At 59.1% G+C, this 20,074-nt stretch carries 23 protein-coding genes; 12 read left to right on the forward strand and 11 right to left on the reverse strand.

Annotated elements, in window-relative coordinates:
- Nucleotides 1-29 precede the first annotated feature (29 nt).
- Nucleotides 30-332 carry an AzlD domain-containing protein gene (locus RBB49_RS18115; protein WP_306144273.1) on the reverse strand — a complete coding sequence of 101 codons (303 nt, stop codon included), beginning with the start codon at nucleotides 330-332 and terminating at the stop codon, nucleotides 30-32.
- Complete coding sequence (locus RBB49_RS18120) at nucleotides 322-1,005, reverse strand: AzlC family ABC transporter permease (RefSeq protein ID WP_306144274.1); 684 nt, start codon at nucleotides 1,003-1,005, stop codon at nucleotides 322-324. The genes RBB49_RS18115 and RBB49_RS18120 overlap by 11 nt, the downstream gene beginning before the upstream one ends.
- An 81-nt stretch (nucleotides 1,006-1,086) precedes the next feature.
- Between RBB49_RS18120 and RBB49_RS18125 the strand changes: the two genes are divergently transcribed.
- Nucleotides 1,087-1,620 (forward strand): CGNR zinc finger domain-containing protein, encoded by a 534-nt coding sequence (locus tag RBB49_RS18125; protein WP_306144275.1) that lies wholly within the window; start codon nucleotides 1,087-1,089, stop codon nucleotides 1,618-1,620.
- A 31-nt stretch (nucleotides 1,621-1,651) separates the two neighbouring features.
- On the opposite strand, the gene RBB49_RS18130 is transcribed toward RBB49_RS18125, so the two are convergent.
- The gene (locus tag RBB49_RS18130) at nucleotides 1,652-2,686 is read right to left on the reverse strand and encodes a GlxA family transcriptional regulator (RefSeq protein ID WP_306144276.1); all 1,035 of its coding nucleotides are present in this window, start codon (nucleotides 2,684-2,686) and stop codon (nucleotides 1,652-1,654) included.
- Between the two features lie 136 nt (nucleotides 2,687-2,822).
- Between RBB49_RS18130 and RBB49_RS18135 the strand changes: the two genes are divergently transcribed.
- From RBB49_RS18135 to RBB49_RS18145, 3 genes are all read left to right on the forward strand, one after another.
- A complete protein-coding gene (locus RBB49_RS18135) occupies nucleotides 2,823-3,653 on the forward strand; it encodes a 3-methyl-2-oxobutanoate hydroxymethyltransferase (RefSeq protein WP_306144277.1) in 831 nt (276 codons plus the stop codon).
- A 34-nt stretch (nucleotides 3,654-3,687) separates the two neighbouring features.
- The gene (locus tag RBB49_RS18140; RefSeq protein WP_306144278.1) at nucleotides 3,688-4,293 is read left to right on the forward strand and encodes a hypothetical protein; all 606 of its coding nucleotides are present in this window, start codon (nucleotides 3,688-3,690) and stop codon (nucleotides 4,291-4,293) included.
- Nucleotides 4,294-4,382: 89 nt separating this feature from the next.
- A complete protein-coding gene (locus tag RBB49_RS18145) occupies nucleotides 4,383-5,069 on the forward strand; it encodes a M50 family metallopeptidase (protein WP_306144279.1) in 687 nt (228 codons plus the stop codon).
- Nucleotides 5,070-5,117: 48 nt separating this feature from the next.
- On the opposite strand, the gene RBB49_RS18150 is transcribed toward RBB49_RS18145, so the two are convergent.
- Complete coding sequence (locus RBB49_RS18150) at nucleotides 5,118-6,278, reverse strand: aromatic ring-hydroxylating dioxygenase subunit alpha (protein ID WP_306144280.1); 1,161 nt, start codon at nucleotides 6,276-6,278, stop codon at nucleotides 5,118-5,120.
- Complete coding sequence (locus RBB49_RS18155) at nucleotides 6,271-6,861, reverse strand: TetR/AcrR family transcriptional regulator (RefSeq protein WP_306144281.1); 591 nt, start codon at nucleotides 6,859-6,861, stop codon at nucleotides 6,271-6,273. Before RBB49_RS18155 ends, RBB49_RS18150 begins: the two co-directional genes overlap by 8 nt.
- Nucleotides 6,862-6,948: 87 nt before the next feature.
- On the opposite strand from RBB49_RS18155, the gene RBB49_RS18160 reads away from it, so the two are divergent.
- Entirely contained in the window at nucleotides 6,949-7,857 is a 909-nt protein-coding gene (locus tag RBB49_RS18160) for a sterol desaturase family protein (protein ID WP_306144282.1), read from the forward strand.
- A complete protein-coding gene (locus RBB49_RS18165; protein WP_306144283.1) occupies nucleotides 7,857-8,333 on the forward strand; it encodes a DUF2141 domain-containing protein in 477 nt (158 codons plus the stop codon). The genes RBB49_RS18160 and RBB49_RS18165 overlap by 1 nt, the downstream gene beginning before the upstream one ends.
- A 129-nt stretch (nucleotides 8,334-8,462) precedes the next feature.
- On the opposite strand, the gene RBB49_RS18170 is transcribed toward RBB49_RS18165, so the two are convergent.
- Nucleotides 8,463-9,233 carry a DUF1013 domain-containing protein gene (locus RBB49_RS18170; protein ID WP_306144284.1) on the reverse strand — a complete coding sequence of 257 codons (771 nt, stop codon included), beginning with the start codon at nucleotides 9,231-9,233 and terminating at the stop codon, nucleotides 8,463-8,465.
- Between the two features lie 154 nt (nucleotides 9,234-9,387).
- A complete protein-coding gene (locus RBB49_RS18175; RefSeq protein ID WP_306144285.1) occupies nucleotides 9,388-10,392 on the reverse strand; it encodes an NAD(P)H-quinone oxidoreductase in 1,005 nt (334 codons plus the stop codon).
- Between the two features lie 148 nt (nucleotides 10,393-10,540).
- Between RBB49_RS18175 and RBB49_RS18180 the strand changes: the two genes are divergently transcribed.
- Both RBB49_RS18180 and RBB49_RS18185 read left to right on the forward strand, forming a co-directional pair.
- Nucleotides 10,541-10,735, forward strand: coding sequence for a DUF1192 domain-containing protein (locus tag RBB49_RS18180; RefSeq protein ID WP_306144286.1), 195 nt, complete (start codon nucleotides 10,541-10,543; stop codon nucleotides 10,733-10,735).
- Between the two features lie 415 nt (nucleotides 10,736-11,150).
- Nucleotides 11,151-11,696, forward strand: coding sequence for a DUF1465 family protein (locus tag RBB49_RS18185; RefSeq protein WP_306144342.1), 546 nt, complete (start codon nucleotides 11,151-11,153; stop codon nucleotides 11,694-11,696).
- Nucleotides 11,697-11,808: 112 nt separating this feature from the next.
- Here RBB49_RS18185 and RBB49_RS18190 read toward each other — a convergent pair whose 3' ends face one another.
- Entirely contained in the window at nucleotides 11,809-12,399 is a 591-nt protein-coding gene (locus RBB49_RS18190) for a TetR/AcrR family transcriptional regulator (RefSeq protein ID WP_306144287.1), read from the reverse strand.
- Nucleotides 12,400-12,535: 136 nt separating this feature from the next.
- Between RBB49_RS18190 and RBB49_RS18195 the strand changes: the two genes are divergently transcribed.
- Both RBB49_RS18195 and RBB49_RS18200 read left to right on the forward strand, forming a co-directional pair.
- Nucleotides 12,536-13,450 (forward strand): sterol desaturase family protein, encoded by a 915-nt coding sequence (locus tag RBB49_RS18195; RefSeq protein ID WP_306144288.1) that lies wholly within the window; start codon nucleotides 12,536-12,538, stop codon nucleotides 13,448-13,450.
- Nucleotides 13,447-14,505 carry a S9 family peptidase gene (locus RBB49_RS18200; RefSeq protein ID WP_306144289.1) on the forward strand — a complete coding sequence of 353 codons (1,059 nt, stop codon included), beginning with the start codon at nucleotides 13,447-13,449 and terminating at the stop codon, nucleotides 14,503-14,505. The genes RBB49_RS18195 and RBB49_RS18200 overlap by 4 nt, the downstream gene beginning before the upstream one ends.
- Nucleotides 14,506-14,622: 117 nt before the next feature.
- Here RBB49_RS18200 and rpmE read toward each other — a convergent pair whose 3' ends face one another.
- On the reverse strand, nucleotides 14,623-14,847 hold the full coding sequence (gene rpmE, locus RBB49_RS18205; protein ID WP_008196026.1) for a 50S ribosomal protein L31: 225 nt from the start codon (nucleotides 14,845-14,847) through the stop codon (nucleotides 14,623-14,625).
- A gap of 417 nt (nucleotides 14,848-15,264) precedes the next feature.
- Here rpmE and RBB49_RS18210 point away from each other — a divergent pair, with 417 nt between their 5' ends.
- Nucleotides 15,265-16,968: an ABC transporter transmembrane domain-containing protein gene (locus tag RBB49_RS18210; protein ID WP_306144343.1), complete on the forward strand. Its 1,704-nt coding sequence runs from the start codon at nucleotides 15,265-15,267 to the stop codon at nucleotides 16,966-16,968.
- On the opposite strand, the gene RBB49_RS18215 is transcribed toward RBB49_RS18210, so the two are convergent.
- Nucleotides 16,911-17,906: a LysR family transcriptional regulator gene (locus RBB49_RS18215; protein WP_306144291.1), complete on the reverse strand. Its 996-nt coding sequence runs from the start codon at nucleotides 17,904-17,906 to the stop codon at nucleotides 16,911-16,913. The two genes, RBB49_RS18210 and RBB49_RS18215, sit on opposite strands and share 58 nt — an antisense overlap.
- Before the next feature lie 316 nt (nucleotides 17,907-18,222).
- Here RBB49_RS18215 and RBB49_RS18220 point away from each other — a divergent pair, with 316 nt between their 5' ends.
- On the forward strand, nucleotides 18,223-19,068 hold the full coding sequence (locus tag RBB49_RS18220) for an enoyl-CoA hydratase/isomerase family protein (RefSeq protein WP_306144292.1): 846 nt from the start codon (nucleotides 18,223-18,225) through the stop codon (nucleotides 19,066-19,068).
- 107 nt (nucleotides 19,069-19,175) lie between these two features.
- On the opposite strand, the gene RBB49_RS18225 is transcribed toward RBB49_RS18220, so the two are convergent.
- Nucleotides 19,176-19,967 carry an SDR family NAD(P)-dependent oxidoreductase gene (locus tag RBB49_RS18225; RefSeq protein WP_306144293.1) on the reverse strand — a complete coding sequence of 264 codons (792 nt, stop codon included), beginning with the start codon at nucleotides 19,965-19,967 and terminating at the stop codon, nucleotides 19,176-19,178.
- Between the last annotated feature and the right edge of the window lie 107 nt (nucleotides 19,968-20,074).

Raw genomic sequence — 20,074 nt, forward strand, 5'->3', positions numbered from 1 at the left:
CGCCGCGATCAGGCGGTAATGCCATCAAACTAAATGAATTGCGGATAGGCAGCCGCCACGATGATCCCGGCAACCATCGCCCAGATCACACTCCGCGAACCTGCGGCAACGACAATCGCGCTGCCGGTTGCAACAATTGTCTTCAAGTCCGCGGCAACAAGTGACGACGCAACCAGGGCGGCGATGACGGAAACCGACATTCCCTGAAGAAACTTCTCGACGCGCGGTGTTGGCGTCACCCAGGCCATGAGTACGGCGCCGGACAGCCGCGTCCCCAGCGCAACCAGTCCAAGAAGCGCGACGGCCAGGATGTAGGACCAATCACTCAGCATGACGCAGGGCGGCGACGCCGCCGCCAAGGAGTGCAGCCAGAATGATGTTCCAGCCATTCGGGAGATAGGGCAGCGTAATCGCCGAGGTGACGACTGCGACGATAACAGGGAGCAAGAGGGATGGCGTTGAGCGCACCATCCCAAAGGCCGTTGCCGCAAAGAAACAGAGCATCACGACGCCGAACCCGAGGGCCTCCGTGTTGCCGAGCAGGTTTCCCCCGAACGCCCCGGCAGCCGTGCTGCCGACCCATGTGATCCACAGCATCAGACCACCCCCCAAAAGCGGACCCAGATCTGTTTCACCGCGTTGCAGGAGCATTTGCGTATCAGCAAAGTTTGCGTCGCTGAGAAACATCAGCACCACAAACCGCTTGCCTGCGGGAAGCCGGTTGATCCATTGGGCGAGAGCCGCTCCCATGATCAGATGCCGGCCACTCAGCGCAAGTGCAACAAGGCCGAGGGAAAAGAAGGCGACCGGCTCCTGGAGAAAATCCAGCGCGGCAAACTGCGCCGTCGCAGTGAACACAAAGGCACTCATCGCTGTGGCTTGTATCGGTCCGATGCCGCCTTCTGTTGCCGCAATGCCAAAGGCGATGCCGAACGGAACGACAAACAGGCAAATCGGCAGCAGCCGCGTCATTCCGCGCAAGACGCCCGCACGCGAGATGGTCACGATTTCAGAGTTTCTAACCATTATAAAGGTTAGACAGATTTCGGACTTGTCTGTCAACCGGTGCAGGGGTTAGAAATTCACATGAGCTATTCCCAAGGACATCCCGTTCGGCCTGTCGGCGGACGCCTGGCGCTTGACTTTGTCAACACCGCCGATTGGACGGCAAATGATCATGTGGCGCACGAAAAGCTGAAAAGCCCGGATGATTTGGACGTTTGGCTGCGCACGCTCGGGATAGACGCGTGTTGTGCCGGTACGCTGGAAGAGCTCAAGGGTCTCAGAAGCGATCTCCGGGCTGCATTGCTTGAATCAAGGGCTTCCGGCAGCCTGAACGCGGTCAAAGAGCTGGATTTTGGCACGGAACAAGGTTCACTGCCTTTGCTGGAAGGTCTTTTGGCGGCCTCCGCAATCTCGATTCTGGCCGACCCCAGGGAGCGCGGCCGCCTCAAGATGTGCCCCGGTGACAACTGTGGCTGGCTGTTCATTGATGAAACAAAGAACAGCAGGCGGACCTGGTGCAGCATGGAGAGCTGTGGCAACAGGGCAAAGGCCGCAAGGCACTATCTGCGCAACAGGAAAGCCGCCGCTGCAAGTAACCGATCCTTGGAAGAATAGTCCGAACGCGTGCCGGCGAACGGACGGAAGTTCACTGTTCCGTCTCGTGAGGACCCGGCCTGGGACTGTACATCGGCCAGGCACGGAATTCGAATGGCACACGGCCTTCGATACGATCGCTCCCTGGCGACAACCCGAACCGCTTCTTGTAGGACCGGCTGAAATGTACCTGGCTGTTGAAGCCGGACGCTGCGGCAATTTCACTGAGCTTCATTTCCGTCTGCGTCACGAGCCCGCGCGCCCGGTCGAGCCGGATATCGCGGTAGTATTCAACCGGCGACCGGCGCACATAATGTCCGAAAAGACGGCTGAGCTGGCGTTGCGACACACCCAGGCGCGCACAGATGTCGGGGATGGACAGCGGGTCCTCGAGATTTTGCTCCATCAGATCGATCGCACGCCTGACAGCGCCCGGCGTCGCGTACCCTGTCGGTTCGGTCCCCTTGGGATTTTGCGAATGTCCTTCGGTCCGAATCTGATGATGGAAAAGGTACCTGGACGCGGCGTTTGCAACACTGACGCCCGAATAGTTTCGCAGGAAATGCAACGCAAGGTCGGTCGAGGCCGAGCCGCCGCAACAACTGAAGAACCGGTCGTCGATGACGTAGAGATCCTCGGAGACAGTCGTGTCCGGGGCAACTTCGATCAGCGCGTCGATGTGTTCGTAGTGCACGGTGGCTGTCCTGTCCGCAAGCAGACCTGCCTTCGCCAGCACGAACGCACCGGTGTCGAGCCCGCCGACGACCGCTCCCCCCCGCGCCCATTTCTTCAGCGGTCCGAGAACCCGGTCCGTGTAGTGCCGCTCCGGGGTCCAGCTTGTGCTGACAAGGACCACGTCCGGCTTCACCGCATCCGCATCGGCAATGGCCTTGGTATCGACGCTCAGGCCGCTGCTTGAGGAGACCGGTCCGCCACGATCGGAGACAAAGGTCCAGGAAAACAGGGACGTTCCGGTCAGGTAGTTGGCAACGCGAAACGGATCGATGAACGATGTCGTCGCCGACACGTTGAAGTGCGGCGTAACGAGAACAACGATCCGGACGGTGTCGGTCTGATCTATGGGCATGGCCAATTCTGTATATGTATGGCCGGGAAAATCAAATCGATCCCACTGAGGATTGCATGGTCACGCGTGACAGGACACGGCTCAATCCTGTTAAGGTGCCGCTACCAGTTTCAAGACAAATCCGGACGAATCGGCCATGAAACGCATATACGACTGGGACGCCAGATTTTCGCTTCGCAACCACACAGCCGCAGACATTCTCGCGCTCAAGGGGAAGCGGAAGCTGACACAGACGACGGCAAACTCCGTTGAAGAGGCTGCGGCGGCTGCGGATGCCGGCATCGACCTGATCATGGGAAATGCCCAGAATACCAAGGCAGCCCGCGAAGGCGCGCCGCATCTCTTTTTCACCGCCGCCATCGCGCTGCCCGATTTCCCGACCGGGACCGATGTCCTGAACGCCGCGTTCAAGGCCATGAAGGACGGCGCCGACTCGGTCTACACCGCGCGCGGCCCTCATATCGTGGAATTGTTGGCGAAAGAGCAGATCCCTGTGATGTGCCATCTCGGGCTGGTGCCGCGCAGATCCGGCTGGCATGGCGGGCTGCGCGCGATCGGGCGGACGGCAGACGAGGCCGTGGAGCTTTGGAAAGCGTTCAGACGGATGGAAGACGCGGGCGCATTCTCCGTCGAGGCGGAAGTCATTCCGGCCCCCGTGATGGAAGAAATAAGCCGCCGCACGTCGCTGGTCACCATGTCGCTTGGATCGGGAAGCGGCGGCGACGTCATTTACCTGTTTCAAAACGATATTTGCGGGGAAGATACGACCCGTCCAAGACATGCGAGGGCATTCGGTAACATTCACGCGCTTGAGCAGCAGATTCGTGCGGAGCGCCGGTCCGCCCTCAGCGCCTTCAAGGAAGCAGTCCACTCCGGCAGTTTCCCCGCTCAAGGGGAAACCGCAGAAATCGACGATCAGGCGCTCACCGAATTCATTGACCGCATCGCTCGAGAAGACGGGAAGTAGCGCTTGAGGGGTCGGCATCCGAACAGGAGAGAGCATGTCAGGCAAAGACACTGAAATCCCCGACCCGATGACGACCGATGAGCCATGGGAACGGACGATCGAACGTGACACCGTTCTTCTGCGCCGCGGGCTTGAGCTTCACGCCGCGTTTTGCGAGGCGGCGGAAGCGCAGGAAGCCGAACGTGAAAGGGCCGAGCAAGAAGCCGCCGATCGCGGCGGGAAACTGCCGTTTGTGGAAACGGAAGAGGAAAAGGCATGGGACGCCTATCACGACCGCGCCCTGACCGGCATCGCAATCGACAACCGGCATGTCCTGGAGCAGCTTGGCCTCGACCCGCGCAAATCCGTTCTGTTTGAAAGCTTCCCCGAGTTGCTCACCAAGGCCTGCGATCCGCAGGTGCCGGTTCTCTACGATCCATCCATCCGCCGCTTCGCTCTCAAGGAGACATGGGGCCCCGCCATGCGTACCATCAGCCATTGCCCATGGAGCGGCCGGAAACTGCCCGAAGACCTTGCGGACCAGTGGTTCGACCTGATCGAGGAGTTGATGGGGACGGACGACTGGTCGACGGACGAAGCACGTGAAAAGCTGAGTGGCGACTACTTCAATGAAACCTGGTGGATCGAACGCGGGCTGTGATAGCGCCTCAAGCAGACCAAGAGCAATCATGCAGGCAGTAGCAGGACTGTCCGCTTGACTTCACCCCCGCCCCATGTCCAATCACTCTCATGCAGCTCCTCAAAGGTCATTGGCAACTCATCGCGATCACGCTGGTGCTCTTCGTTTTCTGGAACACGCCGGTCGTCATTCCGCTCAAGATCCTGATCGTGTTTCTGCATGAGCTGGCGCATGCCATCGCCACGGTGCTGACCGGTGGGTCGGTGATTGACCTGTCAGTATCTCCCAACCAGGGCGGTCACGTGATTTCGCGGGGCGGCAACCGCTTCATCACCCTCACCGCAGGCTATCTGGGTTCGCTCGTGATCGGCATCGCGCTTTTGGTCATTGCACTGCGAACGGAGGCTGACCGCGCTGTCCTGGCGATCTTCGGCTGCCTGACCCTGCTGGTGACGATCCTTTACGTCCGGGACTGGTTTGCGCTCCTGTTCTGTGGAGCGACCGGCCTTGGCATGCTTGCGATCGCACGCTACCTGAGCCGACCGGTCAATGACATGGTGCTGCGCGTGATCGGTCTGTCGAGCATCATCTATGTGCCCTACGACATATTCGACGATACGATTCGCCGGTCCGGTGCGCGGTCCGACGCCTATATGCTTGCCGAGGAGTTCGGTGGGACGACCCTGTTCTGGGGAGGGCTCTGGCTCTTGCTGAGCCTCGTAGCGATCTTCTGCTGTATTCGCTACGGGCTCGGGTCAGAAAGCAATCTTTCTTTCCGCGAACGAACGAGAAGCTGATCCCGGCTCTTTTACAAAGCGCTGCAAAAGCCGCCTACCTCAGAAACGCTATGCCTCCGTGGGCTTCAGGTCCATGTGTCTGGCGAGGCTTTCCTGGAACCACCGGATCGGGTCTTCCGCGCCGGGGCCACGGGAGATTGGCCCGAATTCGAAACCGGGCATCTCCAGGCCGCGTTGGGTCTTTTCGCATATCCAGACGTCCTCGGTCTGAAAGTCACCGGTTTCCAGCGCCGGACTGGTCCAGTTGTCGGAGGAAATGACGCCCGTCTTCTTGTCGTAGCCGGGAATGGAGCCGCGCTCGTCCGACCACTGCCACGGTCCGACCCATTGGCGGATCTCCAGTCGCGTCTTCGCAGGAGCATAGGGCTTGAGCGAACTGACCGAGAACCCGTAGGGCGTCGGCACGATCAGCGTGAGCGGGAAAAGAAAATAGACACCGCCATACCCCGTTTCGGATGCGCTTGCGATGACGCCCAGCGAACCGGACTCCTCGCGGATCTTCTGAGGCAGCCGGTGCCGCACCCCCTCCTCGTTTGCATACCAGATCATGTGATCGCCGGCCCGTTCCCAGATATTTCCGTCCGGTTTCGGTCCACCCAGCGTTTTCTCGTGAAGATAGGCAAGGTGATAGCCGTCCAGAGCGTTTTCGGCAAAGACCTTCCAGTTGCACTTGAGATCATAGACCAGCGGCACCGCCTCCTTCACGTCATGGGCAAAAAGATCATGCGGCCAGGCTAGGCTCCTGATCGGTTCGATCCAGTCCTCAAAGCGCGCTAGCGGGTTCGGGTTGACGAACACAAGGTCCTTGAAAGCACCCACAGAGGCAGGCTTCAGATTGAGCTTGGCCCGGTCCAGATCGGCGAAGCAGCTCTGCATGTCCGGAACACCGCGCAGGGCGCCATCGAGACCATAGGTCCAGCGGTGATACGGACAAACGATCATGCCGCCCGCATTGCCTGACGTATCGTCCAGAAGGGTCGCACCGCGGTGCCGGCAAAAGTTGTGATAGGCATTGAGATGCCCCGTCTTGTCCATAATGACAAGAACCGTGGAGGCTCCGATCTCTACGAGCCGGTAATCTCCCGGCTCTTTGAAATCCCGGCTCGTGCCGGCGAACGCCCAGGCATCGCGGAAGAGCGACGCACGTTCGTGTTCCAGCCAGTCCTGGCTGAAATAGGCACCCGGTTGCAAACGCAAAAAATCATTCATTGGCGGCCTCCAGCGCAATCACCAGCATCTTTGCTGCCTGTCTCGAAGACTTGGCGAACCGTTCAGAAAGGCCAATCGGATAAAGAGCCTCGACATTGAAATAGATGCCCGTCAGTCCCGCGGCGACCGCTTCCACCAACGCAGCCGGCGCGCGCGGACAACATTGCACGAGCACGGCCTCCAGACGGGTGACGAAATCGGTCAGCCACCGCTGCAGCTGCTTTGCCAGCGCCGGATCTCCGGGCGCAGCCGCGCTCAGAGCATTGAACACGAGGACAAGCTGCGGGTTGGCGCCGCGCGGGTCGAACAGGATATCCAGCAGCGTATCGAGGCGGTTCTCGTCCGGCAGACATGCCACCAGCTCGTCCATCGCCGTTTTGCTGCGCTGAAGGAACCGCTGCACCAATGCGTCCTGAAGGTCTTCCTTGTTGCCGACATTGTGCCGGATGAGCGGCCTTGCAAGTCCGGCAAACTCCGCCGTCTTGCCCAGTGTCGCTCCCTCCAGGCCATACCGCGCGACACACTGTTCGAATGCATCCAGGATCTGTTCCCGGCGGTCATCCTTGATTTCCGGCCGTGCCAAAACCTTCCTCCAATAAATTTTCCATCTTGACAATCAATATAAGCACGCACATTTAATTGTCAAGATTGATAATTTTGGAGCACAGGTTTGGAATTCCTGCTTTCCCCTCTCAGCACCGAATGGCTTTTGGAGCTGGAAGTCTTCATTAACGACTGGTTCTTTGTCCTGGCGCTAGCGTTTCTGGCTTTCGAAATGATCCGCTACAAGATTTTCCGGAAACTGAGCTGGACGCTGGTTGCAGACACGATGACCAACTACGTCACGCTCGCGCTCTTCATCGGGATCACGGTGCTGGCGCTCGGCGCGTTCTATGTTGCCGCGTTTTACTTTGTCTTCCAATTCGCGATATTCGACATTGAGGTGAACTGGCTGACGGTGCTGATCTGTGTCGTTCTGGCAGACCTTGTCTATTATTGGGAGCATCGCTTTCTGCACCGGGTCAACCTCGGCTGGGCAACCCACTCGGTTCACCATTCCTCGCCCTTCTTCAACATATCCGTCGCCTACCGCTTCGGCCCGATGGACAGCTTCTGGCCGGTATTCTTTCATTTGCCGCTGGTCCTGCTCGGATTCAATCCGATTGTTGTCTTGTTTGCGGAAGTGATCGTTCAGGTCTACCAGACGGCCCTCCATACGGAAGCGGTCGGCAAACTGCCTCGCCCGGTCGAGGCAGTCATGAACACCCCCTCCCATCACCGGGTGCACCACGGCTCGAATGCGGACTATCTCGACAAGAACTACGGCGGCATCTTCATCATCTGGGATCGTATGTTCGGCACCTTCGAGGAAGAAAAAGAAAAGGTCACCTACGGCCTGGTGCATCCGATCAATTCGGTGAACCCGCTGGTAGCCTTCCTTCACGGATTCCACCGCCTCTTCAGGGATGCCTGGCAGATGCCCGGATTGGCCAACAAGTTTCAGGTGCTGGTGAAACCGCCGGGATGGCTGCCGAAAGACAAGTCCGGAACACAGAAACAAGGAAGACGGGACACGTGATGGCAACCGCAAAGCAACGCCTCTCGGCAATCCTGATCAGCGCCGCAATCCTGATCGTCGGCGCATTCACCGCCAGTCTTGTTCGCTCCGGAGAGACAAACGAAAACACGAACGCAGTCAAGGGTCTGGAGGTTACGGTTGAAGGCGTCCGGAACGGCAACGGGAATGTAATCATTATTGTCATGAATGACGCCGATGCCTTTAACGCGTCTGAATATGCGAATGCCGCCGGCTACCATGAGATCCCTGCTTCGCCTGGCAATATGACAACCACGTTTCCGCGACTGACATCGGGCCGCTATGCAGTTGTTGCGTTCCACGACGAGAACGGAAACCGGGATTTTGACATGAAGCACAACCTCCCCGCTGAAGGCTATGCCATTTCGGGTGCAAAGGACGCTTCCGACACGCCCCTTTTCGACAGGGCCGCCAGCGACAAAAGCTCCCGAAAGGTAGAGATGTATTACCTGGACTGAACCCGGTTCGAACCGCGAATGCTTTTCAACGTGAGCCGGCCAACACGGCGTTCTCTCTTCCGCACCAAAAACAAAACCGCCGGCTGTCTCCAACCGGCGGTCTCGGCATTCGTCAGTGTAAGGAGGGCCTTACTTGGCGTCCTCTTCGTCAGGCGCTGCTTCTTGGGCAGGCTCCTCCCCGGAAGCTTCCGCTTCATCGTCGCTTTTCAGCGAGTTGAGCTTCGCAAAAACGGCATCCGCGTCGATTTCCTCTTCCTCTTCGCGCCGGACCGGCTGGCTTGGATCAAGCGAGAAGGCGGCCGCAATCGCGTCTTCGCTGGTGCTGTCCTCGACCGGCATCAGCGTTTCGACGGGTTCGCCGGCCACAGGCTGCGGTGCGTTCTTCGCGGCCTTTTCCACTTCCATGTCCAGTTCGAGCTGGCTGCACAGGCCCAGCGTGACAGGATCGGATGGCGTCAGGTTGGCCGAGTTCCAGTGGGTCCGGTCGCGGATCGCGGCAATTGTCGGCTTGGTGGTGCCGACAAGACGCATGATCTGGGCGTCTTTCATTTCCGGATGGTTACGCACGAGCCACAGGATCGCATTCGGACGGTCCTGCCGGCGCGACACCGGGGTGTAACGCGGTCCCTTGCGCTTCGATTCCGGCACCACAACCTTCGACCCCTGAAGCTTGAGCTGGTACTTGGGATCGTTCTGCGCCTTTTCGACTTCTTCGCGTGTCAGCTGGCCGGTCAGGATCGGGTCCAGACCCTTGATGCCCTGGGCCGCTTCACCATCGGCAATCGCCTTGACTTCAAGCGGGTGCAATTTGCAGAACGATGCGATCTGCGTGAAGCTCAGGGCCGTGTTGTCCACGAGCCAGACGGCGGTGGCCTTCGGCATTAGCGGCGTGTTCGCCATCGGATAAATTCCTCTCGTGTGCTCCCCCGCCCGGCAGGGCGAAAAAGCGGTGTTCTGGTTCTATTTCATGGAAAGTGGCGCGAATATATGCCGAACGCCGCGGAAACGCAAATAGGTTCCGCGACCGGCTGTTTCCACGGAATTTGAACGCCGTTCACGCATCCATCGTCAGGACGATTTTGCCAATATGTCCAGAGCTTTCCATCCGCCGGTGCGCATCTGCCGCCCTTTCAAGCGGGAAGGTGGAATCCATAACCGGCTTCACTTTCCCGGCCTCGATCAGCGGCCAGACCCTTGATTCCAGGCTTTCGGCAATGGCGGCCTTGAAGGCATCGCTTCGCGGACGCAGCGTCGAACCGGTATGCGTCAGCCGCTTGACCATCAGGCGGGAGAAGTTGACGCTCTCCGCAACACCATTGAGCGTCGCGATCTGGCAGATGCGGCCTTCAACCGCCGCCGCCTTCCAGTTCCGCTCCACATAGTCACCGCCCACCATGTCGAGGATGACGTGGACACCCTCGCCGTCCGTCACCTCCAGGACCACCTTTTCAAAGGCGGCATCCCGGTAGTTGATGACATGATCTGCGCCGAGCGCCCGCACGGCCTCCGCCTTTTCATCGGAACCGACCGTCGTGAACACTTCCGCGCCGAACGCCTTTGCCAGCTGGATTGCCGTCGTGCCGATGCCGGACGTGCCGCCATGAACCAGAAACCGTTCGCCGGAAACCAGACCGCAACGGTCGAACACATTCGTCCAGACCGTGAAAAAGGTTTCGGGGAGCGCAGCCGCCTCGATCATGGACATGCCCATTGGGATCGGCAGCGCATGACCCGCATGCACCTTGCAATAGGTCGCATAGCCGCCTCCGGGCGCAAGCGCCGTCACCCGGTCATCAACGTTGAAGCGTTCAACGTTCGCGCCGCAGGCCACGATCTCGCCGGCGACTTCGAGACCCGGCAGATCGGACGCGCCTTTCGGGGGCGGATAGGCGCCCTTGCGCTGAAGAACATCAGGGCGGTTGACGCCGGCGGCGTGCACCTTGATCAGGATCTCGTCCGGGCCAGGCTCCGGCAGCGGGCGCCTTTCCAATATCAGAACATCCGCTTCTCCGGGTTCTGAAATTGCAACGGCTGTCATTTCGTCCGGCAAATTCTGCATCAAAACCATTCCTGTTGGCTCATTTTGGGACTGGCGGGCGGTTACCTGTGTAGCCTATGGTAAATATGCCGTCAGCCCACTGAAAGGAAAGACGGATTGGAAAATCCGGTTGTGGATTTGTTTGGAGGACGGATCGGAGAGCGAAACGATGGGCCTTTTTGACGAAGATATCCCCAAAAAGCCGGAGGCCGGCAAGATCACGGTCGGAGAAGATTTGGCACGATTATCGGAAGATGAGCTGTCAGAGCGCATTTCGGCACTTACGGAAGAAATTAACCGTACCCGGCAGGAATTGGAGCAACGCAGCACTATTCGCGATGCCGCCAACTCTGTATTTCGCTGATTAGCTCGATATTTTTGGCAATAAATTTGAATTAAATCAGCTCTTTGCCGCATTTCTGGTAAATGAGCTAGGTAAATTTTTACGCGTTTACCACTCATTAATCTTTCCAAAGTATAAATAAGTTCATCCAGTCATCTGGATTTGAGTGGCTCCTGTCCACTCTGTTTGACGCCTCCCTGTTAAAGACTCAGAGCCGCAACCGTGCGGCTCTTTTTTTTGCTCCGCACGCATAGTATCCTCAAATGGTTCTGGTTAACTGCCGATCGCGCAGCAGTCTGGCATGGCGTTTGCTCGGTATACGGCAACACAGCGCGTTCCGTTCCGATACGGGACATCTTTGAAAAGATGTTTCGACCCGGGACACACAATGTGGATGCGCATGGAACCGGAAGAGTAGATGAGGCGTAGTGATCCCATGACGGAAGACAACAAAAAAGCCGAAGGTCCTGCAAGTGCGGTGCATATTGCGCACCATCTGGCAAACTCGGACAACTTCCAGAACCTGTTTCAGGAAGGTATGTCTCTCGTCGAGGAGACCGCCATGTATCTCGACGGCGAAGGCCGGGAAGAAGCAAAGCAACTGCCCCGCCCCGCGTCTCTTGCCTACGCGACAGAATCCATGCGCCTGACCACACGCCTGATGCAACTGGCATCCTGGCTTCTGCTGCAGCGTGCCGTGAATGAAGGCGAAATGTCCCGCGAACAGGCCGGCAGCGAAAAGAACAAGGTGCGGCTCGACAAGCTCAGCAGCGCCACCGGCGGCCCCTCCTGGGACGAACTCCCGCATACCCTGCGCGACCTGATCGAACGCTCCACGCGCTTGCAGGAGCGCGTCGTGCATCTCGACAAGATGCTGTACCGCAAGGGCGAGGAAGAGATGGCAGAAGAAGCAGCCATCAATGACAACCCCGTCGCCTCACAGCTCAACCAGCTCCACGCGGCATTCGCCAAGCTGGGCTGATCCGGCCGGGCAGGAACTGAGTTGAGAAAGCCGCCGCGAGGCGGCTTTTTTGCATCTGCGCCGACGGAGAAGCAAAACCGTCAAGGTGCAGGCAATCACCCGCGGCGTCGGATCACACCGGCTCGATAGTCCGCATCAGCATTTCCAAAAGGGCGGTTTCAATGTCTTTGTGGGCGCGGTCACTGGTTCCGGCTGCGCTCTGGCCCGCCCGTTCGATCAGATCCAGGACAAGACCGGCCGCTGCTGCGCGATTTGAAAAGGTCTCGGGCAAATGTGGCTCCAGCGCTGTGACAAGGCGCTTTCTGGTTCCTGAAAATGCCCTTCCAGTCTCGGGATTACGGAAAATCTCGGCAATGATCTCGGCACTGAGGGCTGCATTTTCCGGCAGGGAACAGGTCCTGAAATAGGCTTTGGCGAACGGGATCAGCACGTCCCTGCCCTTTGCCCCTGGCGTCTCAAGGAGGTCCAGAAGCGGCTCCATCTCGGCTGTCTCCATCTCGGCGATGGCCGCAATTATCTCGTGCTTGCCTTTGAAATGATTGTAGAGATTTCCGAGGCTAATTCCTGCCTGACCGGCAATGTCGCGCATGCCTGTCTGATGAAAGCCTTTCAAGATGAACAGCGTCGCCGCCGCCTCAATGATCCTTTGGCGGCGCAGTTCGGACTTGTCCGCGCGCGCCAGCTTGTTTGTTTGGTCTTGCACCATCTGCTTGCGTTACCCGATTGAGGTTCACTCCCGGCTTCCCAGTGTTTCACATTTCAGGTTTTGATCCGACTTGCAATTCATCCGGCAGCTCACTAACTAACGTACGAACGTTCGTTTTTTATTGAGGCAAGCGATGTTTGACAATCTTGAAATCCGCCTGAGCGCCATGGATCCCGTGTTCACGGTTATCGAAATAACCGGTCTCGTATTCCTGTTGCTGCTGGTATCCGAGACGGCCTGGGATGTTTTTTCCGGATACCGGAAGTCACTTCGTGAAACCGGCGCCAACATTTTCATCTCGATCGTCAACACGATCCTGGAGCGCCTGGCATTCGGTGCCGTGTTCGTTGTCGCGATATTTGCAGCGGAAACGCTCGCCGTCGCAAGCATTCCGTTGTCCTGGTGGTCCTGGCTTCTCGCGGTCCTGGCTGCGGACCTGACATATTACTGGATGCACAGATGTGAACATCGCGTTCGCCTGTTATGGACCTATCACAGCGTTCATCACTCCTCTCCGGAGTTCAATTTCAGCACCGCGCTGCGCCTTGCCTGGATGGAAGCCCTGTTTACCTGGATATTCTTTGTTCCCATGGTGCTGGCAGGTTTCGACCCTGCACAGGTGATCGCCGCTCTTGCGATCGTGATTGCCTATCAGTCCTGGATCCACACCGAAAAAGTCGGGAAGCTCGGGTTTCTGGAGACAGTGCTCAACACGCCCTCCAACCATCGCGTGCACCACGGCAGAAACCCGGTCTATCTGGACAAGAACTATGGCGGCATCCTGATCATCTGGGACAAGATGTTCGGAACTTATGAAGCGGAAACCGAAAAGGTCCAGTTCGGCATAACCGAACCGGTCAGGTCGTCGAACCCCTTCATCATCAACTTTCGTGAGACCGCCCTTCTTGTAAAAGATGTTCTCAGGCCCGGACCGCTGAATTCCCGGTTAGCAAGGATCATTATGCCTCCCGGTTGGCGCAAGGAAACCGGAGCGAAAAAGCCAGGCAAACCTCAAGGTCAGCCGCCGAGGCATTCGGGGTCCAAATGAAACTCGATCTCATTTCAGCGACGTTTGCAGGGTATCTGGCGGCATTCGGATTGACCGAACGGCCGCAAACACCGGTTACCCGCGACTACCACATAGAACATCACAGGCTGCCCGGCGGCAGTCCCGAGGTCACACTTGACGCGGAACTGACGATGCCGAAAGGAACTTTCCGCGTCCCCGGGGTTGTTCTCATCACCGGATCGGGACCGCAGAACAAGAATGAGGAGATCGCGGGCCACAAACCGTTTCTGGTTCTCTCCGACTACCTGACAAGGCAGGGTTTTGCGGTGCTTCGATATGACGATCGGGGCGTTGGCAAGAGCACCGGCGACTTTGCCTCGGTAACGCCGCAAGAGCTGGCTTCGGACGCGGCTGCAGCGCTGCGGTTCCTGAAGGCGCATCCGCGCATCGCCGAAGGCAAGACCGGGTATGCCGGACACTCCGAAGGCGGCTATCTTGCTCCAATCGCCCAAAGGCACGTGCCTGCGGATTTCCATGTTCTGCTGGCTGCCCCCGCACTTCCCCTGCTGCCTGATGTCATGGCAACGCAGGTCGCCGATATAGCCCGGGCGGAAGGTGTGCCGGAAAACGAAATCGAGAGACAGCTCATTGCGGTTGACCAGATGGTATCCGTGCTCCGGTCGGCAAGGCCGCCGCAGGACATTCGCCGGGACCTGACGCGCGTGTTCCGCCGAGCCGGCGCGACCCGCCGCCAGTTGCGCGAAAATGTGGATCTGTGGTCGACGCCCTGGGCGGCCGCCTACGCCCATCATGATCCCCGGCCTTTTCTGGAAGCACTCGACATTCCCGTGCTCGCCCTCTTCGGCGAATACGATCTGCAGGTTTCCGCCCGCCACAATGCACGCGTGATGACGGAACTGTTGCGGAACCCCGGCTCGAAAACGCTCGTGCTTGCGGGAATGAACCACCTCTTTCAGCCGACCGAAACCGGAAAGGTGTCGGAATATGTCCGCATTCCGACGACGATTGATCCCTTGGCCCTGGGGATCATCGGGACTTGGATGCTGGACATCACAAGTGATCGCAGCCCTTGAACGCCCGTGTTTGACTGCCTGCCATCTGCCGCAACGCAGGACCGGCATGACCCCGGTCAAACAAAAAAAACCCGGCCATAGGCCGGGTTTTCATGTTCAAGGCAGTGGCCGCGGCACTTAAGAGCCGAGGAAACCCGCGAACTTGTTCTTGAAGCGGGACACGCGGCCACCGCGGTCCATCAGCTGACGGTCGCCACCGGTCCATGCCGGATGGGACGTCGGATCGATGTCGAGCTGCAGCGTGTCGCCTTCCGCACCATATGTGGAGCGCGTGGTAAATTCTGTACCATCGGTCATGACGACCTTGATGGTGTGGTAGTCGGGATGAATATCCGCTTTCATGACCGGTCCTTTCAAGCGCCAAGGCGTGCCTTTCAGAAAAGCTTCACCTGCCGGCGCAAAACGAGATAAAGGGCCGCCGATCCGGATGCGGACGCCGCCCTCAGAAACTGAGGCGGGGATATACCCCAAGGTGGCAGGCAAGACAAGGGGCAAATTCCTGCAATCGGGCTTTGGCATTGATCAAGGACGCAAGCCCGGCTTTGCGGCAGATTGCGATGCATGCATCGGTGCGACAGGCATTGTGCACGCGAAAGAACATGATAAAGACGGAGTGGGCCGCGCCGCAGCGCGCAGGCAAGGAGGAGAAGCCGGTTGGCGGACGCTATTGCATCAGAGCTGGAGGAAAACGGGAAAAGAGCCCGGCGCTCGCTGAGACCTCTCACGCGCCTCTTGCCCTATCTCACCAAGCACAGGGGCATGGTCGCGGCCGCCGTTGCGGCCCTCTTCTCGGCTGCCGTGATCACGCTCGTACTTCCGGCGGCCGTGCGCCGGATGATCGACTATGGCTTCGGAGCAGACGATCCTGCTCTCGTCAATTCCTACTTTGCAGTCCTGATCGGCGTTGTCTGCGCGCTGGCGATGGCCAGCTCCGTCCGGTATTTCCTGGTCATGTGGTTGGGCGAGCGCGTTGTTGCCGAGGTCAGGTCGGACGTTTTCGACCACATGACCCGCCTCAGCCCGTCTTTTTACGACAGTGCGAAATCCGGTGAAATCCTGTCGCGGCTGACCGCCGACACCACCCAGATCAAGGCCGCCTTCGGCGCAAGCGCGTCGCTTGCCATGCGCAACCTGATCATGTTTGCCGGTGCCTCGGTCATGATGGTCGTAACCAGCCCGCGCCTTTCAATTTTTGTTCTGGCCGCCATCCCCATCATTCTGGTTCCGGTCCTCGGGTTTGGCAGAAAGGTGCGCAAACGCTCACGTTTCGCCCAGGACACGCTTGCGGATGCATCGGCCTATGCCAGTGAGATGCTGGGGTCCGTTCGAACCATACAGGCCTTCACGCACGAACAGCGCAGCGCAAACCGCTACACATCCGCCGTCGAAGCGGCTTTCACCGCCGCGCGCCAGGCCATCGTGGCACGGGCCGCCCTCACCGGGTTTGCCATCTTTGTCATCGGCTCCAGCATTGTTGCCGTTTTGTGGATCGGCGCCAGCGACGTGTTTGCCGGCCGGATCACCGGCGGCGAACTCAGCCAGTTCCTGCTCTATTCGATCCTGGCCGCAGGCTCACTGGCCGCCCTTTCCGAGGTCTGGGGAGAACTGTCCCAGGCCGCCGGCGCAGCAGAACGCCTGTCTGAGCTTCTTGAAATCGAGCCCGAGATCAAGGCCCCTGCCGTTCCGGCAAAACTGCCGGAAACCAGGCGGGGCGACATTGCCTTTCAGAACGTTTCCTTTGCCTATCGCAGCAGCGAGACCATGCCTGTGGTTCGCGATCTGACACTCCAGGTCTCTCCGGGGGAAACCGTTGCGGTCGTCGGCCCCTCCGGTGCCGGCAAATCGACCCTCTTCAGCCTGCTCATGCGGTACTACGACCCGACGTCCGGTGTCATTCGCCTGAATGGCGTCTCGCTGCAGGAACTCGACCCGGTGGATCTGCGCAGCCATATCGCGCTGGTCCCACAGGACACGGCGATCTTCGGCGCGTCGGTTGCCGAGAACATTGCGTATGGCCGGCCCGACGCTTCACGTGACGAAATTGTTGCCGCAGCCAATGCCGCCCTGGCCGCTCCGTTCATTGAAAACATGACTGACGGCTACGACACCCTCGTGGGCGAACGCGGTATTACGCTCTCCGGCGGTCAGCGCCAGCGGATCGCAATTGCCCGCGCGGTTCTGAGAAACGCCCCCGTATTGCTGCTCGACGAGGCAACCAGCGCACTCGATGCCGAGAGCGAAAATCTGGTTCAAAAGGCCCTCGAACGGCTGATGGAAGGCCGCACCACACTTGTCATCGCCCACCGTCTGGCCACCGTGTTGAAGGCCGACAGGATCGTCGTCATGGAAGACGGACGCATTGTCGAATCGGGAACCCACGCGGAACTGAGTGCCGCCGGCGGTCTTTATGCCAAACTTGCCCGCCTCCAGTTTGGTGCGGAAACACAGAAACAACCGGCCTGACGATCTGCAGCGGGGCAGATCAGGTTTCCGGTTTCCCAGACCGGGGGCCTGCCGATTTTCTCAACCAGGAAATCGATGAAGACCCGGACCTTGGCCGTGAGCACGTTTGAGCGCGGGTAAACCAGCCAGATGGCAGATCCGTCCCGGACTTCATAGTCAGGCAATACCCGCACCAGGCTCCCCTTCCTGAGATCTTCGTAGACGCTCCAGTACGAGTTCATCGAGATGCCAGCCCCGTTCACGGTCGCGACCCGCATGCAGGTGCCGTCATCGAAAACCAGCCGGTTTTCAGAACCCGGCGGGGGGAACGTCGCAGCGGCCCCGGTCTCATTCGCTTCAAGCTTTCGCGGCGGGCCGTCCCGGAACACCAGCAGGCGGTGGGTGCGAAGGTCTTCAGGTACGGCCGGAGGCGCGCGATGCGCAAGATATTGCGGCGATGCGCAAAGGATACGCCTGTCATCGGCCAGTTTACGAGCCCTCAGGCTGCTGTCCTCGATCGCGTAGTTGCGCAGCGCCAGATCGAAGGCGCCCTCGATCAGGTCCATCTGCGTGTCGGACAACCGCAATTGAAGATCAATTTCCGGATACCTGTCGAGAAACTCGCCAAGAACAGGCGCAATGAAGAGCTGCGCGAACGAACTCGGCGCCGCGAAGCGCAAGGTCCCCTTGATCTCCTTGCCATGGTGCCCCTGCGCGGCGTGGAAAGCGTCCTCCTGAGCCAGTATTTCCCTGGCAAAGGGCAGAAATTCCGCCCCCTCCAGCGACAGGGACACCTTGCGCGTCGAGCGGTGCAGCAAATCGGAACCGACCTGTCTTTCCAGTTTGGACAGACGGGCGCTTGCCACCGCCTGCGCCAATCCTAGCTCGCGCCCCGCAGCGCTGATGTTCAGCATGTCGGCCGCAAGCACGAACAGTCTTATGCAATCCGTGTCCAACAATTCAGTCCTCTTCGATTGGATCGGGCGGTTCTTCAGAACGTCAACCCGGGAACGGGCTACCTGCAGCTGCGACCCGGCTTCTGCGCCCGGGAATGAACCTGTTTGCTGCGGCTCTTCGCAGGGGCAAGGGTCGCTTGGCTCCTTATTCATAACGAAATCGAATTTCTGAAACCAGTAATTACCGGATTAAATCGAAAAGCCGATTGAATTAGCTGTTGTGGTGTGACGCGCCGGGCCCTCCTCCCGGCGCTGAGCCGTCCTGGATCAGACTGCCGGGAACGAACCCAAGCATCGCTTTTGGACAAGGATCGTCTCGATGAAATACGATAATTTCACAACCTTCGACGTGAAGGTGGAAGATGCAATCGCAACGGTGACCTTCGATTTCGGCACCGTGAACGTACAGGGTCAGGAAATGCTGGCCGACCTGAACAGCCTGGCCATGCGGCTTGAGAGAGACCGGGAAACAAAGGTGGTCGTTTTCCAGTCGGCCAATCCCGAGATCTGGGTCTGTCACTACGACACGGAACTTTTGAAAGACATGTCGACCGAGGCCGTTTCCCGCGATGAAGCTGAACTCCTCGATCTGCAGGCGGTCTGTGAGCGCATCAGCAAGGTGCCCCAGGCGACCATCGCCAAGCTGGAAGGCTTCGCACGCGGCGGCGGCCATGAACTGGCACTGGCCCTCGACATGCGCTTCGCGGCTCGCGGCAAGTTCAAGTTCATGCAGATGGAAGTCGGCATGGGTATCCTCCCCTGCGGCGGCGGCGCGTCGCGCATGGCCCGCCAGACGGGCCTCGGCCGGGCCCTTGAGATCATCCTCAGCGCCCGCGACTTCGACGCCGATGAAGCCGAGGCAATGGGCACGATCAACAAGGCGCTGGACCCGGACGAGATCGGCGACTACGTCGACAATCTGGCAAAACGCATAGCCAGCTTCCCTGCTGAATCCATCAACGCGTGCAAGCAGATGGTCTATGAATCCATCGACCGGCCGATCCAGGACGCACTCAAGGCGGAAGCCTACTGGCTCTATCAGGCAACCAGCAAGACACCTGCCGTCAAGCGGTTCACCATCGCCGACGAGCAGGGTCTGGAGCATGACATCGAGAACCAGAGAAACTGGCCCGATCTGGTCATGAAGGTTCAGGAGATCAACTGACCCACTGACAGGCCTCCGGGCGCAGGCCAGAACAGGAAATGGCCGCCGGCAGAACCGGCGGCCATCGCATTGAGTTCCTCAATGCCTGCGAGAGCAGGCACACCGCTTCAGTCGTCGTCTGGGACCGCAACGGTATAGTTGAGCGGCATCCGGCCGCCATCGGCCATGATCGTCTGACCTGTGACGTAACTTGAGTCCTTTGACGCGAGGAACGCGGCAACTCCGGCAATCTCGGAAGGTTCGCCGATGCGCTGGAGCGGCGTCCGCGACATCACGCGTTTCTTCGCGGCCGGATCGCTGTTTACCGCCGCCAGCATGTCCGTCATGATCGACCCCGGTCCGATCGCATTGACCCGGATCCCGTGGGGAGCCAGCGCCAGCGCGGTTACCTTGGTGAGTTGCGACACCCCGCCCTTGGAAACGCAGTAGGGAATCTGGTTCGGAATCGCGAGCACCGAGTTGATCGACGACATGTTGATGATGCAGCCGGGTTCACCGCCATTTTCGACCTTCTCGACCATGTGCCGGGCAACGGCCTGCGAACACAGGAACGCACCTTTCAGATTGACCGATAAGATCCGGTCGAAATCTTCTTCCTCCAGCTCCAGGAAGTCGGCTCCTCCGACGATGCCGGCATTGTTGACCAGAATGTCGATGTCGCCATACCCGTTGAGCGTCTCGGCTACCATGTTGCGCACGTCCAGACGCTCGCCGACATTGCAATGGATGTATGTCACATCCCCGAGGCTGCCGAGATCTTCGACCGTTTCCTCGCCCGCCGCGTCGTCAATGTCTGCGACGACCACTTTGGCACCATCGCTCACAAAGCGTTTGGCGATGGCGAAACCGATTCCTCTGGCTCCACCGGTAACGATCGCAACCTTATTTTCCAAAGACACGAAAAACCTCACGGTTTACTGACCAAAAGCGGCACCGGAACGGGCGCACGCGCGCCCGACCATAAGTCTCAAAACCGGCGCTGTCGATGGCCGATCCGTCCCTCCAG

It is taken from the genome of Roseibium sp. MMSF_3412 (genome assembly GCF_030733265.1).
Taxonomy (GTDB): domain Bacteria; phylum Pseudomonadota; class Alphaproteobacteria; order Rhizobiales; family Stappiaceae; genus Roseibium.